15 protein-coding genes and 1 riboswitch are annotated in these 13,499 nt (G+C 73.0%); of the genes, 3 read left to right on the top strand and 12 right to left on the bottom strand.

Translation table 11 applies throughout. From position 1 onward, the window contains the following. Positions 1-71: 71 nt before the first annotated feature. Positions 72-854 carry an SGNH/GDSL hydrolase family protein gene (locus IF73_RS0112655; protein WP_031006801.1) on the bottom strand — a complete coding sequence of 261 codons (783 nt, stop codon included), beginning with the start codon at positions 852-854 and terminating at the stop codon, positions 72-74. A 64-nt stretch (positions 855-918) separates the two neighbouring features. Here IF73_RS0112655 and IF73_RS0112650 point away from each other — a divergent pair, with 64 nt between their 5' ends. Beyond that, the gene (locus IF73_RS0112650; protein WP_031006798.1) at positions 919-1,998 is read left to right on the top strand and encodes a maleylpyruvate isomerase N-terminal domain-containing protein; all 1,080 of its coding nucleotides are present in this window, start codon (positions 919-921) and stop codon (positions 1,996-1,998) included. 87 nt (positions 1,999-2,085) lie between these two features. Here the strand turns inward: IF73_RS0112650 and IF73_RS0112645 are convergent, their stop codons facing one another. From IF73_RS0112645 to bioB, 7 genes are all read right to left on the bottom strand, one after another. Next, complete coding sequence (locus tag IF73_RS0112645) at positions 2,086-3,105, bottom strand: hemolysin family protein (protein ID WP_031006796.1); 1,020 nt, start codon at positions 3,103-3,105, stop codon at positions 2,086-2,088. Further along, a complete protein-coding gene (locus IF73_RS0112640) occupies positions 3,102-4,442 on the bottom strand; it encodes a hemolysin family protein (RefSeq protein ID WP_031006794.1) in 1,341 nt (446 codons plus the stop codon). The genes IF73_RS0112645 and IF73_RS0112640 overlap by 4 nt, the downstream gene beginning before the upstream one ends. Positions 4,443-4,642: 200 nt before the next feature. Next, positions 4,643-5,074, bottom strand: coding sequence for a GNAT family N-acetyltransferase (locus tag IF73_RS0112635; RefSeq protein ID WP_031006792.1), 432 nt, complete (start codon positions 5,072-5,074; stop codon positions 4,643-4,645). 67 nt (positions 5,075-5,141) lie between these two features. Then, on the bottom strand, positions 5,142-5,486 hold the full coding sequence (locus IF73_RS0112630; protein WP_031006790.1) for a VOC family protein: 345 nt from the start codon (positions 5,484-5,486) through the stop codon (positions 5,142-5,144). 134 nt (positions 5,487-5,620) lie between these two features. Next, complete coding sequence (gene bioD, locus IF73_RS0112625) at positions 5,621-6,337, bottom strand: dethiobiotin synthase (RefSeq protein ID WP_031006788.1); 717 nt, start codon at positions 6,335-6,337, stop codon at positions 5,621-5,623. A 37-nt stretch (positions 6,338-6,374) separates the two neighbouring features. Then, positions 6,375-7,655, bottom strand: coding sequence for an adenosylmethionine--8-amino-7-oxononanoate transaminase (locus tag IF73_RS0112620; RefSeq protein WP_031006786.1), 1,281 nt, complete (start codon positions 7,653-7,655; stop codon positions 6,375-6,377). A 9-nt stretch (positions 7,656-7,664) separates the two neighbouring features. Continuing rightward, positions 7,665-8,909 carry a biotin synthase BioB gene (gene bioB / locus IF73_RS0112615; RefSeq protein ID WP_031006784.1) on the bottom strand — a complete coding sequence of 415 codons (1,245 nt, stop codon included), beginning with the start codon at positions 8,907-8,909 and terminating at the stop codon, positions 7,665-7,667. 168 nt (positions 8,910-9,077) lie between these two features. On the opposite strand from bioB, the gene IF73_RS0112610 reads away from it, so the two are divergent. Next, a complete protein-coding gene (locus IF73_RS0112610) occupies positions 9,078-10,256 on the top strand; it encodes an 8-amino-7-oxononanoate synthase (RefSeq protein ID WP_031006782.1) in 1,179 nt (392 codons plus the stop codon). Positions 10,257-10,496: 240 nt separating this feature from the next. Next, the gene (locus IF73_RS0112605; RefSeq protein ID WP_031006780.1) at positions 10,497-10,940 is read left to right on the top strand and encodes an ATP-binding protein; all 444 of its coding nucleotides are present in this window, start codon (positions 10,497-10,499) and stop codon (positions 10,938-10,940) included. A gap of 9 nt (positions 10,941-10,949) precedes the next feature. Here IF73_RS0112605 and IF73_RS0112600 read toward each other — a convergent pair whose 3' ends face one another. The 4 genes from IF73_RS0112600 to IF73_RS0112585 all read right to left on the bottom strand — a co-directional run bounded on the left by IF73_RS0112600 (position 10,950) and on the right by IF73_RS0112585 (position 13,442). After that, a complete protein-coding gene (locus tag IF73_RS0112600) occupies positions 10,950-11,393 on the bottom strand; it encodes a cytidine deaminase (protein ID WP_031006778.1) in 444 nt (147 codons plus the stop codon). Between the two features lie 110 nt (positions 11,394-11,503). Further along, positions 11,504-11,980, bottom strand: a complete 477-nt coding sequence (locus IF73_RS0112595; protein ID WP_031006776.1) for a C40 family peptidase — start codon at positions 11,978-11,980, stop codon at positions 11,504-11,506. A 3-nt stretch (positions 11,981-11,983) separates the two neighbouring features. Beyond that, a riboswitch (cyclic di-AMP (ydaO/yuaA leader) is annotated at positions 11,984-12,178 on the bottom strand. A 327-nt stretch (positions 12,179-12,505) separates the two neighbouring features. Continuing rightward, complete coding sequence (locus IF73_RS0112590; protein WP_031006774.1) at positions 12,506-12,811, bottom strand: hypothetical protein; 306 nt, start codon at positions 12,809-12,811, stop codon at positions 12,506-12,508. 7 nt (positions 12,812-12,818) lie between these two features. Next, the gene (locus IF73_RS0112585) at positions 12,819-13,442 is read right to left on the bottom strand and encodes an ATP-dependent Clp protease proteolytic subunit (protein ID WP_031006772.1); all 624 of its coding nucleotides are present in this window, start codon (positions 13,440-13,442) and stop codon (positions 12,819-12,821) included. Positions 13,443-13,499 lie beyond the last annotated feature (57 nt).

Here is a 13,499-nt window from a genome sequence, read left to right as displayed (position 1 = left end):
AGGCCAGCGCCGTGGTCCCGGCTGGAGCTTGCTACGAGACCCACGTCACGTGGTGGGTGCCCGCCGCCGGCTCAGACCTCGGACCGCGTCTCGTACGGCAGCAGCTCGGGCCGCTTCGCCGGGCGGCCGTCGCCGGACGAGCGGCCGGTGAGCCGGCGGCCGATCCACGGGCCGAGGTGTTCCCTGGCGAACCGGGCGTCCGCGGCGCGCCGCGCCATCCAGCCCGGACGTACGGAGGCCGGGAGCGGCGCCCGCCAGTCGTTCTCGGCGGCGAGCCCCAGCGTCTGCCACACGGCCTCCGCCACCCGCCGGTGCCCGTCGGCGGTGAGGTGCAGCCGGTCCACGTCCCACAGCCGGGGGTCGCCCAGGACCGGAGCGCTGTACAGGTCGACCACGAGCGCGCCGTGCCGGCCGGCCAGCTCGTCGATGTGGGCGAAGAGCTCCTCCATCCGGGGGCGGAAGCGCTCCATGACCGGACCGTTCCGGCCGGGGCTCCGCATCAGGACCAGCTGCCCGCAGGAGGGTGTGAGGCGTTCCACGGCCTCGGTCAGGAGGTCCTTGACGCGGACCATGTCGACCTTGGGGCGGAGGGTGTCGTTGAGGCCGCCGACGAGGGTGACCACGTCGGCCTTCATCCCTGCGGCCAGGGCGACTTGCTCCTCGACGATCTGTCCGATGAGCTTCCCGCGCACCGCGAGGTTGGCGTAGCGGAAGCCGGGCGTGCGGGCGGCGAGCCGGCCCGCGAGGACGTCCGCCCAGCCCCGGTACGAACCGTCGGGCCTCAGGTCCGACATACCCTCGGTGAAGCTGTCCCCGACGGCGACGAGACTGTTGTACGTGGCATTGATCTCCATGGCGGAGCCGATCATACCGTGCGGTATGCGCGGGTGCCGTGGAGAACCCGGGAGGGGAAATCCGATGAGCGACGCGCTCCTGCACGCCCTGGCCGAGGCGCTGGCCGGGCTGGTGACGGCGGTCGAGACCAGCGACGAGGACACCCTCGACCCCGACACCGCCGCGCGGTGGCTCGAAGACACCGGGCACGCGCTCTCCGGACTCGGCCACGCCGACCGGCGCACCCTCGACGGACTCTTCCGCGCCGGCGCGCTCCGGGAGCCGCCGGGACCGCGGCGCGACGGCCTGCTCAGGGTCTCCACCCGCTTCCGGCTCGACGCGGACGCCCGCGACGGCCTGCTGAAGCCCGTCGGCCACGGCCTCCGACTCGATGTGGACGCGCACCTCGCCCTCGTCGAGACCGTCGCCGAGCGGGCGGGCCGGTACGTGGACACCGTCAGGGGCGCCGACCCGGCCACCCCCGTGCCGACCTGCCCCGGCTGGACGCTCGGCGACCTGACCCGCCACCTCGGCACCGTCCACGTCTGGGCCGAGCACCTCGTGACCGCCCGCCCCGCCACGCGCGTCCGCGCCGGGGACCTGCCACTGGACCCGCCGGTCGAGCCGTCCTCGTATCCGGGCTGGTTCGCCGCCCGCGCCGAGGGCTTCACCGCCGCCGCCCGTGCGGCCGATCCCACGGCGCCGGTGTGGTCGCCGGGTGCCGACCCGTCGGTGCGGCACTACCCGCGCCATGTCCTGGCCGAGACGGTCGTCCACCTCGCCGACGCCGAGATCGCGCTCACCGGCGCCGCCCGGCCGCTCGACCCGGGCACGGCGGCCGACGCGCTCGACCACTTCCTCACCACGGCTCCCTACATCCCGTGGATCGCCGAACCGCTCGCCCACCTCGACCGCGACGGCGCGGTACTCCGCCTGGCGGCACGGGACAGCGGCGCCGTCTGGACGCTGGTGCTCGGCGGCGGCGGTTTCACCTGGAGCAGGGGCGGTACGGGCGGCGGCGCCGAGCCCACCGCGAGCGTGACGGCCGACGCCGGCGAACTGCTCCTCCTGCTGCATCGCCGGTACGCCCCCGACGACCCGCGCTTCACCCACACAGGCGACCGCGACCTCCTCGACGACTGGCTCGCCGCGTCCGCCCTCTGACGGGGCGCACCACGCGACGGACACGGGAAGGCCCCCGGGATCCCAGATCCCGGGGGCCTTCCCCATGTGTGACGTCGCCGCGTGCGGCTACGGCGCCGCCGGGCGCCCCACCAGTTCGCGGAGGACGTCCTCCATCGTGACCAGGCCGGCCAGCTTGCCGTCGTCGTCGAGCACGGCCGCCAGGTGCGTACGGCTGCGGCGCATCGCCGTCAGCACGTCGTCCATCGGCGTCGCCGCCCGCACGCGGGCGATCGGCCGCAGCGCCGACACCGGGAGCGGAAGGTCGCGCGGGGTGATGTCCAGGGCGTCCTTCACATGGAGGTAGCCCAGGATCCGGCGGTCGGAGTCCACCACGGGGAAGCGGGAGAAGCCCGACTCGGCGGACAGCGCCTCCAGCTCCTCCGGAGTGGTGCCCACCTGCGCGTAGATCACCTTCTCGACCGGCATGACCACGTCGCGCACCGGGCGGCGGCCCAGCTCCAGCGCGTCGTGCAGACGCTCGGTCGCGCGGTCGTCGAGCAGACCGGCGTCACTCGCGTCGGTGACCATCCGGGCCAGCTCGTCGTCCGAGAACGTCGCCGCCACCTCGTTCTTCGCCTCCACCCGCATCAGCTTCAGCAGCGCGTTCGCGAAGGCGTTGACGGTGAAGATCACCGGGCGCAGCGCGCGCGCCAGCGTCACCAGCGGCGGGCCGAGGAGCAGCGCGGTCCGGGTCGGCTCCGCGAGCGCGATGTTCTTCGGCACCATCTCGCCGAGGAGCATGTGCAGATACGTGGCCACGGTCAGCGCGATCACGAACGAGATCGGGTGGACCAGGCCGTGCGGCACGCCGACGGCGTCGAAGACGGGCTCCAGCAGGTGCGCGATGGCCGGCTCGGCCACGATGCCGAGCACCAGGGTGCACAGCGTGATGCCGAGCTGCGCCGCCGCGAGCAGCGCGGAGACGTGTTCCAGACCCCAGACGACGCTGCGGGCCCGGCGGTCGCCGGCCTCCGCGAGGGGTTCGATCTGGCTGCGCCGGACCGAGATCAGGGCGAACTCGGCGCCGACGAAGAAGGCGTTCACGACCAGCGTGAGCAGGCCGATCAGCAACTGGATCGCGGTCATCGGCGCGCCTCCCCGGTCTCGTCGTCGTCCTGGGGGAGCGGCGCGTGCAGCAGGACGCGCGCGGCGCGGCGCCCGGAGGCGTCGGCGACGTCGAGGCGCCAGCCGCCCAGTTCCACGGTGTCGCCGACGGCCGGGATCCGGCCCAGCTCGGTCGCGAGGACGCCTGCGAGGGTCTCGTACGGTCCGTCCGGCACCTTCAGGCCGATGCGTTCCAACTGGTCGGTACGAGCGGCTCCGTCGGCCGACCACAGCAGGCGGCCGTCCTGGTCCTCACCGGCGCGGGCGAGGTCGGGGGTCTCGTGCGGGTCGTGCTCGTCGCGCACCTCGCCGACGACTTCCTCGACGATGTCCTCCAGCGTCGCGACGCCGGCCGTGCCGCCGTACTCGTCGATGACGACGGCCATCGTCTGCTTCCCGGACAGCCGGTCGAGCAGCTTGTCGACGGTCAGCGTCTCGGGCACGAGGAGCGGCTCGCGCGCGATGTCGCCGACACGGCGCATCCGCCGCTCGTCGGCCGGTATGGCGAGCACGTCCTTGATGTGCGCGATGCCCACGACCGTGTCCAGGTTGCCCCGGTAGACGGGGAAGCGGGAGAGACCGGTGGCGCGCGTGGCGTTGGCGACGTCCTCGGCGGTGGCCTGCACCTCCAGGGCGGTCACCTGCACGCGCGGCGTCATCACGTTCTCGGCGGTGAGCTCCGCGAGGTTCAGTGTGCGAACGAACAATTCGGCCGTGTCCGCCTCCAGGGCGCCCTCCTTCGCCGAGTGGCGCGCGAGCGCCACCAGCTCCTGGGGGGAGCGCGCGGACGCCAGCTCCTCGGTGGGCTCCATGCCCAGGCGGCGCAGGATCCGGTTGGCCGTGTTGTTGAGGTGGCTGATCAGCGGCTTGAACATGGCCGTGAACACCCGCTGTGGCGTCGCCACGACCTTGGCGACGGCGAGCGGATGTGAGATCGCCCAGTTCTTGGGGACCAGCTCGCCCACCACCATGAGGACCACGGTGGACACGGCGGTACCGAGGACCAGGGCGATCGACGAGGCCACCGAGGGGGAGAGCCCGAGCGCCTCGACCGGTCCCTTGATCAGCGCGGCGATGGAGGGCTCGGAGAGCATGCCGACGACCAGATTGGTGACGGTGATGCCCAGCTGGGCGCCGGAGAGCTGGAAGGTGAGCGACTTGACGGCCTTGAGGGCGCCGGCGGCGCCGCGCTCGCCGCGCTCGACGGCCGCTTCGAGCTCGCCCCGCTCGACGGTGGTCAGCGAGAACTCCGCCGCCACGAACGCACCGCACGCGAGCGCGAGCAGCAGCGCCACCAGGAGCAGAAGCACTTCGGTCATCGGTTCACCTCCGTCCCATGATCAGTCAGCGGGGCACGGAACGCGCGATGTCGGTCGCCGGAATCGGAACCGGTGCTTTCGGGAGGGGTGACACCAGTGCTACTGGGAGGCTCGCCCATGGGCGGACGTTCACACCTTTCGGTTGTCTCGGTCTTCGAAGGGAGATCTCATCGTAAAGGATCGGCAAAACGGCAGGCCGATCAGCCGCTGAACGGCTTCACCCAGCGACGCCACTGCTCCTGCCGTTCGTACCCCGCCGTTTCCCAGGCGCGGTGCGCGCGCTCGTTCGCCTCCAGGACCATCGCGTCCGCGCGGCGCCCGCCCAGCGCGGCGAAACGATCCTCCGCCGCCTTGAGCAGCGCCTTCGAGAGACCGCGCCTGCGGTACGAGGGGAGCACCGCGAGCCGGTAGAGCGAGGCGCGCCAGCCGTCCCAGCCGGCGATCACGGAACCGACGATCCGGTCGCCGTCCACGGCGAGGATCAGGGCTTCCGGGTCACGGTCGAGGAGCCGCCTCACTCCGTCGACGTCGTCGGAGATGGACGTGCCCTCGGCGGACTCCCGCCAGAAGGCGAGCACGGACTCGGCGTCGGAGGGCACCGCGGGGCGGATCTCCACATCGGTATCGATCATGGCTCGATCCCACCACGCGGGTCGGGGCGTCGCCAGCACGTTCCACAGGGTGGATCGGCGGGACCGGTCACCCCGTGACGAAGCAGAACTCGTTGCCCTCCGGATCCCGCATCACCTGGAAGGACCCCTGCTCGTCGGTGACGAGGCCGCCGACGCGGACCGCGCCGCGCGGCGACGTCTCGTCGGCCGCCGCCTCCGGGTCGGGCACCTCCAGGTCGAGGTGGAGCCGGTTCTTCGCCGCCTTGCCCTCGGGAACCCGCTGGAAGGCGATGCGGACGAACCCCGGCGGGTCCACGTACGACCAGTCGGGGCTCCGGTCGACGGGCTCCCCGCCGAGGAGACCCGCCCAGAACCGGACCAGCGCGGCCGGTTCGCCGCAGTCGAAGACGAGCTCCTGAACGTGTGCGCGCATCCCCTCACTCTACGGAGACGGTCTCCGTGGGGAGACGCTCCGCGAAGAGACGCTCCGCGAAGAGAGAGGGGACACGCGAAGAGAGAGGGGACGCGCGGGGGAGTGGGGACGCGCCGGGGGTGGGGGTGGCCGGCTCAGGCCCCTGCCGCGCGCCTGAACGCGTCCGCGTCCCAGGTGCCGCCGAGCGCGGGGGCGAGCCAGCCGCCCGCCGCCGCGCGGAAGGCGGCCGGGTCCAGCGCGCCGGAGCCCTCCGGCACCGCGCCGAGCAGCGGCGCCCCCGCCGACTCCGGCAGGTCCGTCAGATTGCACCGCGCCGCGAGGTCCGGCGCCGCCGGCCAGCTGCCGACGACCACACCGAGCTGCGCGATCCCCCGCGCCCGCAGCGCCTCCGCCGTCAGCGCGGTCGAGTTCAGCGTCCCGAGCCCGGCGGGCGCGACCACCAGGACGGGTGCGCCGAGCAGCCGGGCCGCGTCGGCGAGCGTGCCGCCGTCCTCGTCGAAGCGGACGAGCAGTCCGCCCGCGCCCTCGACGAGCACCAGGTCGTGCTCCTCGGCGAGCGCGCGGGCCGCCTCCGCGACCCGCGCCGGCCCGACCGGCGCCATGCCCGCGCGCCGGGCGGCCGTGCCCGGCGCCAGTGGCTCCGGATAACGGGCCAGCTCGGCGGCGGTCTTCGCGCCCGAGAGCCGTACCGCCTCGTCCGCGTCACCGCGTTCGGCGGGCGCGAGCCCGGTCTGGGCGGGCTTGAGGACCGCGACCGAACGCCCGGCGGCGACGGCCGCGGCGGCGACCGCCGCGGTGACGACGGTCTTGCCGATCTCCGTCCCCGTCCCGCTGACGACGACGATGCTCATGGTGTTCCCTTCTGTCCGTCCGCCGTCGTCGGCGGACTCAGCCCGCGGTCGCCGCGGCACGCACCGCCGCGCAGATCCGTGCCAGGTCGGCGTCGCCGGTCACGTACGGCGGCATGGTGTAGACGAGGTCGCGGAACGGACGCAGCCACACGCCCTCCCGGACCGCCGCCCGGGTCGCCGCCGCCATGTCGACCTCGTGGTCGAGCTGGACGACGCCGATCGCGCCGAGCACCCGCACCTCGCGGACGCCGGGGACGTCCTCGGTGCCCGCGAGGCCGTCGCGCAGCCCGGCCTCGATCCGCTTGACCTCCCTCGCCCAGTCCTGGGAGAGGAGCAGGTCGATGGAGGCGCAGGCGACCGCGGAGGCGAGCGGGTTGCCCATGAACGTCGGACCGTGCGCGAGCACCGGCACCTCGCCTCGGGAGATGCCGTCGGCCACTGTGCGGGTGCACAAGGTCGCCGCCATCGACAGGTATCCGCCCGTCAGCGCCTTGCCCAGGCACATCACGTCGGGGGAGACCCCGGCCTGGTCCGCGGCGAACAGCGTGCCCGTACGCCCGAAGCCCGTGGCGATCTCGTCGAAGACGAGCAGCACGTCGTGCGCGTCGCACGCCTCGCGCAGCACCCGCAGGTACGCCGGGTCGTGGAAGCGCATGCCGCCCGCGCCCTGCACCACCGGTTCCACGATCACCGCGGCCAGCTCGTCCGCGTGCCGCGCGATCGCGGTGCGGAGCAGTTCGGCGTACGACTCCTCGTACGCGGCCGGCGGCGCGTCCACGAAGACCTGCTGCTGGAGCACGCCGGACCACAGCTGGTGCATCCCGCCCTCGGGGTCGCACACCGACATCGGCTGCCAGGTGTCGCCGTGGTAGCCGCCGCGCCAGGTCAGCAGCCGCCGCTTGGCGGGGCGGCCGAGCGAACGCCAGTACTGCAGGCACATCTTGGCCGCGACCTCGACCGCGACGGAACCGGAGTCGCTCAGGAAGACATGGCGCAGCGGCTCGGGCGTGATCTCCACCAGCCGGGCCGCGAGCCGTACCGCGGGCTCGTGGGTGAGCCCGCCGAACATCACGTGGCTCATCCGGTCGAGCTGACCGCGCGCCGCCTCGTTGAGCACCGGGTGGTTGTAGCCGTGCACAGCCGACCACCACGACGACATGCCGTCGATCAGCTCCGACCGTCCCTCGGAGGGCTCGGCGAGGTGCAGACGCACACCGGACGCGGACGCGACCACCAGCGGCTCCGTACGGCCCGGCATCGGGCCGTACGGATGCCACACGTGCGCCCGGTCCAGGGCGAGGAGTTCGTCGTTGCGCATCGTCACCCGTTACGCGTTCGGTGCCAGGTCCGTGCCGGCGCCGCGGCGGCGCACCGCCACCAGGTCCGTCCGCGCCTCCGAGGCCGGGGCGGCCGCCTCGGCCGGGGCCTGCGCGTGGCCGCCGCACGGGCCGCAGCCGCCGCCGGCCGCCGCGTCCGCGTGCGAGCCGCAGCCTGCCGCCGCCTCGGAACCGCAGCCGCCCGCCGAGGCGTGCGAACCGCAGCCGCCGCCCGCCGCCGCGAGCGCGTCGGCGCGGTGGGCGGGCAGCGTGGTGGTGCCCGCGCCCTCCACCTCGAAGCCGGCGTCCGCGATCATGTCGAGGTCGGCCTGGCCGGCCTGGCCCTCGCTGGTGAGGTAGTCGCCGAGGAAGATCGAGTTGGCGATGTTCAGCGCCAGCGGCTGCATCGACCGCAGGTGGACCTCGCGGCCGCCCGCGATCCGCACCTCGACGTCGGGGCAGACGAAGCGGACCATGGCGAGGATCCGCAGGCAACGCTGCGGGCTGAGGTTCCACTCCTTCGCCAGGGGCGTGCCCTCGAAGGGGATCAGGAAGTTGACCGGCACCGAGTCCGAGTCCAGCTCGCGCAGCGCGAAGACCACGTCGACCAGGTCCTCGTCGGTCTCGCCCATGCCGGCGATCAGGCCCGAGCAGGCGGAGAGGCCCGCCGCGTGCGCCTTCTGCACGGTGTCCACCCGGTCCGCGTAGGTGTGGGTGGTGGTGATCTCGCCGTACGTGCCCTCGGAGGTGTTGAGGTTGTGGTTGTACGCGTCGGCGCCCGCCGACTTCAGCCGCTCGGCCTGGCCGTCGGAGAGCAGACCGAGGCAGGCGCACACCTCGACGCCCTCGTTCTGCTCCTTGATCGCCTCGATGGTCCTGCCGACCCGCTCGACGTCCCGGTCCGTCGGACCGCGGCCGCTCGCCACCAGGCAGACCCGCTTGGCGCCGCCGGCGATGCCCGCCGCGGCCGCCTGGGACGCCTCGTCCGGCTTCAGCCAGGTGTACTTGAGGATGTCGGCCTTGGAGCCGAGCCGCTGCGAACAGTACGAGCAGTCCTCCGGGCACAGCCCGGACTTCAGGTTGACGAGGTAGTTCAGCTTCACCCGCCGCCCGAACCACTGCCGGCGCACCTTGCCGGCCGCCGCCACCACATCGAGCAGTTCGTCGTCGGAGGTCGCCAGCACGGCGAGCGCTTCTTCACGGGTCGGCGTCTCGCGCCGCAGCCCCTTCTCCACCAGCGTGTTCAGCAGGTCCATAAGGGCTGATCCTTGCCTACGGCACACCCCCCGGCCAAGGAGGATCTGAACAAACGAGCCCGATCGAGGTGTGTGTATGACCACATCCCGACCTCGGCCTCCTGCCGTTAGGGTCTGTGCGCTGCCTACAAAAGGTGCCGACCATCGGTGCCGACGAAGGAACGCCCCATGCCCCAGGCCCAGCCGACCCCGTCCGCGCGCCGTTCCGCCTTCGACTGGACCGGGGCGGAGGCCCGCCGGCGGGCGGAGGCGGGGCTGGTACGGACGCTGCGCCCGCGGGCGGCCGAGTCGGAGCTGCTCGACCTGGCGGGCAACGACTACCTCGGTCTCACCCGGCACCCCGAGGTCACCGGGGCGGCCGCCGAGGCCGCCCGCCGCTGGGGCGCCGGCGCGACCGGCTCGCGGCTCGTCACCGGCACGACCCGGCTGCACACCCGGCTGGAGGAGGAACTGGCCGCGTTCTGCGGCTTCGAGGCCGCCCTCGTCTTCTCCTCCGGCTACACCGCCAACCTCGCCGCGCTCACCGCGCTCGGCGGTCCGGGCGCGCTGATCGTCTCCGACGCCGCCAACCACGCCTCGATCGTCGACGGCTGCCGGCTCGCCCGGGCGGAGACCGCCGTCGTCCCGCACGCCGAGCCCGAGGCCGTACGCAAGACGCTGGAGGCGCATCCGGGGCGGCGGGCGCTCGCCGTCAGCGACTCCGTCTTCTCCGTCGACGGCGACCGGGCCCCGCTGGAGGAACTCGCCGCCGCCTGCCGCGACCACGGCGCCGGCCTGGTCGTGGACGACGCGCACGGTTTCGGTGTGCTCGGCGACGGCGGCCGGGGCGCCCTCCACGGCGCCGGGCTCGCCGGTGACGAGGACGTGGTGGCGACCCTCACCCTTTCCAAGTCGCTGGGCAGCCAGGGCGGTGCGGTGCTCGGCCCGGCCCGGGTCATCGAGCACCTGGTCAACGCGGCGCGCACCTTCATCTTCGACACCGGGCTCGCCCCCGCCGCCACCGGCGCGGCGCTCGCGAGCCTGCGGCTGCTCGCCGCCGATCCGGGCCTGGCCGGACGGGCTCGTACGGTCGCGACCGCCCTGCACCGGACGCTCACCGAGGCGGGGTTCACCGCGGCCCGGCCGGACGCGGCGGTGGTCTCGGTCCACGCGCCGGGGCCGGAGGAGGCGTTGCGGTGGGCGGCGGACTGCCGCGAACAGGGCCTGTCCGTGGGCTGCTTCCGGCCGCCGTCGGTGCCGGACGGCATCTCGCGGCTGCGGCTGACGGCCCGCGCCGACCTCACGGACGCGGAGATCGAGCGGGCGGTCGCGACGATCGTGCGGACCGCGCCGGCCGGAGCGCGCTGACACCGCGGGGCGGGCGAGGGACCGGGCAGCGGGGATCGGCGGCAGGGATGAGCGGCAGGGATCGACTCCGGGTCCCGGATGCGGGCCCAAGGGCGGTCCAGGAGCGCAGAGTTCACCGCTTCGGGCGACAGAACGGGGCATATCTCGGGAGAACGCCCCACCCCGGCCCGTGATCGGTGGCAGTCTGACGCGGAGCGCGATCCGGGGCGACGGCCCCGGCGGGAAAGGGACGACCTCGCCATGGCAGATCACCAGGAAGCATCCGTCACCCTGCCGAGCGAACCCGCCGCGGTCGCCACGGCGCGGAGGTTCGTCGCGGAGGTGCTCGGCCGCTGGGGTCTGGACGACGGCGGGGACGCGGCGGACTCGATCCGGCTGATGGTCTCGGAGCTGGCGACCAACGCGGTACAGCACACCTTTGGGCAATCGCCCACCTTCACCGTCGAGCTGCGTCTCGACCGCGACGAGCTGCTGCGCATCGGCGTGACCGACAGCCATCCGCGGTTTCCGCGCCGGCTTCCCGCCGCCGTCCAGCAGGACAACGGACGCGGCATGGTGATCATCCGCGTCCTCGCGGCGGAGGCGGGCGGCCGGCTCTCGGTCACGCCGACCGCCGAGGGCGGCAAGACCGTCTGGATCACGCTGCCGTGGGCCGCCGCGCCGGCAGCCGTCCCGGCCTGCTGAACGCGCCGCTCAGCTCGCGTGCAGGCCCTGCGACGGCCAGGAGCCACCGGCGAAGTGGCGCGCCCAGTAGTGCGGATGCAGCTCGGCGAGCCGGTGCGCCACCCAGCGGGTCGGGTCCTCGGGGTCGGGTACGCCGACCTCGACGTCGGGCCCCCAGAGCGCGAGCCGTTCCTGGCAGACGCCGCACGGCGGCAGGATGACGTACCGGCCGTCCTCGGGATCGCGGAAGACGCAGACGGACGCGGTCACCCGGCGGTTCAGGGTGTACGCCTGGCAGTACGCGCCGGTCTCCTGGCAGAGGGCGACGCTGCCGTGGATGTTGTCGAGGCCGACGCTGGTCAGAATCCGCCCGTCGTCCAGACGGACGGCGGCGGCCCCGCCCGGCTCCTCGGGGGACCAGCGGCGGTCCGCCTGCGCGATGGCGGCGTCGACAAGAGCTTGATCGAGAGTCATCGCCGCATCCTAGGGATCCGGTCGGACTCCGGCGCGGACGACCGAGGCGCCTGCGGTGCGGGGTGCGGCGGCGCCACCGCACCCTGGGGACGGCCGCAGGCGCCGGTGGGTCAGCGCACGCGGCCGTAGTAGACCTTCGAGGTCCAGATCTTGTCGAGCTTCACCCAGGACCCCGTCTTGGGCGAATGCCAGATCTTGCCGCTGCCGGCGTAGATCCCCACGTGGTAGACCCGGCCGCCGGAGTGGAAGAAGACCAGGTCGCCCTTCTGCCGGCTGGAGGCGGAGATGTGCCGGGTCTTGTTGTACTGCTGCTGCGCGGTGCGGGGCAGCGACTTGCCCGCCTTCTTGTACGCGTAGAGCGTGAGCCCGGAGCAGTCGAAGCGGGTGGGACCCGCCGAGCCGTACCGGTAGGGCGCGCCCTTCTTGGCCGCGGCGACGTTGAGTGCCTTCGTCGCGTGCGTGGTGGCTGCCTGGGCTTCGGGTGCCGCTCCCGGTGCGAGGAGCGTGCCGCCGACGGCGGCGAGGGTGAGAGCCGAGACGGCTCCCGCCCGGGACAGCAGAGACGGGACATGCATCTGCGCAGTCATGCGCAACCCTTCGTCAGCCGCCTGTGAAGGATGACCTGTCGGGTTCGGGCAGGCGAAGATGCCCGGCCGCGGCTGCGGCTTCACCCCAAGGGACGGTCACGCCGGTGTGCCCGGCGCGATCGACCCGTACTGCTCGGGTCCTCCACTCCTGCCGATCCAATCCTGTCGACCAGACGTCCGGGACGGCGGCAGGACTCGGCGTCCGCCCGGGCCGCCCCGCCTGGGTGGCGGGGGCTTGTCGTCGTCGAGGATCTTGACCCACGAGTAGGGCGAAAACCGAGCGGAAACGGCGTTATGTGAGGCTCCTCACGACTGATCCATACGGGTGGACAAGTGGGTTTCGTGATCGTCGTAGGTTTGGCCGACGAGCCCCGTACCAGCATCGGAATGCCCGATTCCGCCAAATGCGTACACCTGTTGCGCAACTCGCACACTTCATCTGTCGATCGCGCTGCTACGCCGAACGGGGGACGGTTTCTGCGTCCGGTGTCGGCCGTCCGGGGCTCGACACGACACGTCGGAATGTCAACTGGCCCGTGTTCCGGGGACGGTGACGCGGGCGGCCCGCCGCTCACCGTCCAACACCCGCAGCGCACAGGCCAATGTCTCCGCGTGGACCTCGCTCTCACCCCGCATATGCATGAGCGTCAGCGCCTCGCGCAGCGCCTCCACCCTTCCGACCAGCGCCTGTGCCGCACGCAGCGCCCCATACGTATGCGAACCCCTGGATGGATTGATCTTCCCCAGGAGGTCGACGACTTCGAGGTACGCGTCGATCAACTGCCCCTCGGCGCGCGTCAGGGCGGGCAGCGGCGGAAGCTCCGGCACCATCGCGGCCTCACCGGGCCGACGTGCCGGAGGCCGTCCGGCGGTCGCTGACGATGTGGTCGACCAGGCCGTACGCGAGCGCGGACGGCGCGTCGAGGACGGTCGGGCGGTCGGTGTCGGCGGTGATCCGAGCCTCGCCGTGACCGGTGTACGCGGAGAGCAGCCCCGTCATCACGGCGCGCAGCCGCCCCATTTCGCGCGCCTGGAGCTCCAGGTCCGAGGGCTGTCCGGCGAACGGCTCGTCCAGGACCGGCTGGCGCAGGGTGACCCGGGCGCCGGGCAGCATCATCCGCTTCCCGGGCGTGCCGGCGGCGAGCAGGACCGCCGCCGTGGAACCCGCGTGTCCGAGACAGGTCGTCTCCACGTCGCTCGCCAGGCTGCGCATCGTGTCGTGGATCGCGGTCATCGCGGTGATCGAGCCGCCGGGGGAGTTGAGGTAGAGCGCGATGTCCCGGCCGGGGGCGTCGGCGTCCAGATACAGGAGCTGGGCGATCACATCGCTCGCGGTGACGTCGTCGACCGTCGTGCCGAGGAAGACCACCCGGTTCTCCAGAAGCTTCGTGTACGGGTCGAGGGTCCGGGTGCCGTACGAGGTCCGCTCCGAGAACTCCGGCAGTACGTGGCGCGCGTCCATGAGGAGCACCTCCTTCTGTCAAAAATGTACAGGACGTACAGGCCGTAAGATGAGGAG

It is taken from the genome of Streptomyces sp. NRRL F-5727 (assembly GCF_000719555.1).
Lineage (GTDB): Bacteria > Actinomycetota > Actinomycetes > Streptomycetales > Streptomycetaceae > Streptomyces.
The sequence above is the reverse complement of the archived record's forward strand: the minus strand, read 5'-3'. Positions and strand labels throughout refer to the sequence as shown.

Bases quoted from the DNA above. Each gene is read 5' to 3' on its own strand.
- IF73_RS0112630 (WP_031006790.1), bottom strand. From the start codon at position 5,486: ATGCGCGCACACGTTCAGGAGCTCGTCTTCGACTGCGGCGAACCGGCC.
- IF73_RS0112640 (WP_031006794.1), bottom strand. From the start codon at position 4,442: ATGACCGAAGTGCTTCTGCTCCTGGTGGCGCTGCTGCTCGCGCTCGCG.
- IF73_RS0112605 (WP_031006780.1), top strand. From the start codon at position 10,497: ATGGCAGATCACCAGGAAGCATCCGTCACCCTGCCGAGCGAACCCGCC.
- IF73_RS0112600 (WP_031006778.1), bottom strand. From the start codon at position 11,393: ATGACTCTCGATCAAGCTCTTGTCGACGCCGCCATCGCGCAGGCGGAC.
- bioD (WP_031006788.1), bottom strand. From the start codon at position 6,337: ATGAGCATCGTCGTCGTCAGCGGGACGGGGACGGAGATCGGCAAGACC.
- IF73_RS0112645 (WP_031006796.1), bottom strand. From the start codon at position 3,105: ATGACCGCGATCCAGTTGCTGATCGGCCTGCTCACGCTGGTCGTGAAC.
- IF73_RS0112650 (WP_031006798.1), top strand. From the start codon at position 919: ATGAGCGACGCGCTCCTGCACGCCCTGGCCGAGGCGCTGGCCGGGCTG.
- IF73_RS0112595 (WP_031006776.1), bottom strand. From the start codon at position 11,980: ATGACTGCGCAGATGCATGTCCCGTCTCTGCTGTCCCGGGCGGGAGCC.
- IF73_RS0112610 (WP_031006782.1), top strand. From the start codon at position 9,078: ATGCCCCAGGCCCAGCCGACCCCGTCCGCGCGCCGTTCCGCCTTCGAC.
- IF73_RS0112620 (WP_031006786.1), bottom strand. From the start codon at position 7,655: ATGCGCAACGACGAACTCCTCGCCCTGGACCGGGCGCACGTGTGGCAT.
- bioB (WP_031006784.1), bottom strand. From the start codon at position 8,909: ATGGACCTGCTGAACACGCTGGTGGAGAAGGGGCTGCGGCGCGAGACG.
- IF73_RS0112635 (WP_031006792.1), bottom strand. From the start codon at position 5,074: ATGATCGATACCGATGTGGAGATCCGCCCCGCGGTGCCCTCCGACGCC.
- IF73_RS0112655 (WP_031006801.1), bottom strand. From the start codon at position 854: ATGGAGATCAATGCCACGTACAACAGTCTCGTCGCCGTCGGGGACAGC.
- IF73_RS0112590 (WP_031006774.1), bottom strand. From the start codon at position 12,811: ATGGTGCCGGAGCTTCCGCCGCTGCCCGCCCTGACGCGCGCCGAGGGG.
- IF73_RS0112585 (WP_031006772.1), bottom strand. From the start codon at position 13,442: ATGGACGCGCGCCACGTACTGCCGGAGTTCTCGGAGCGGACCTCGTAC.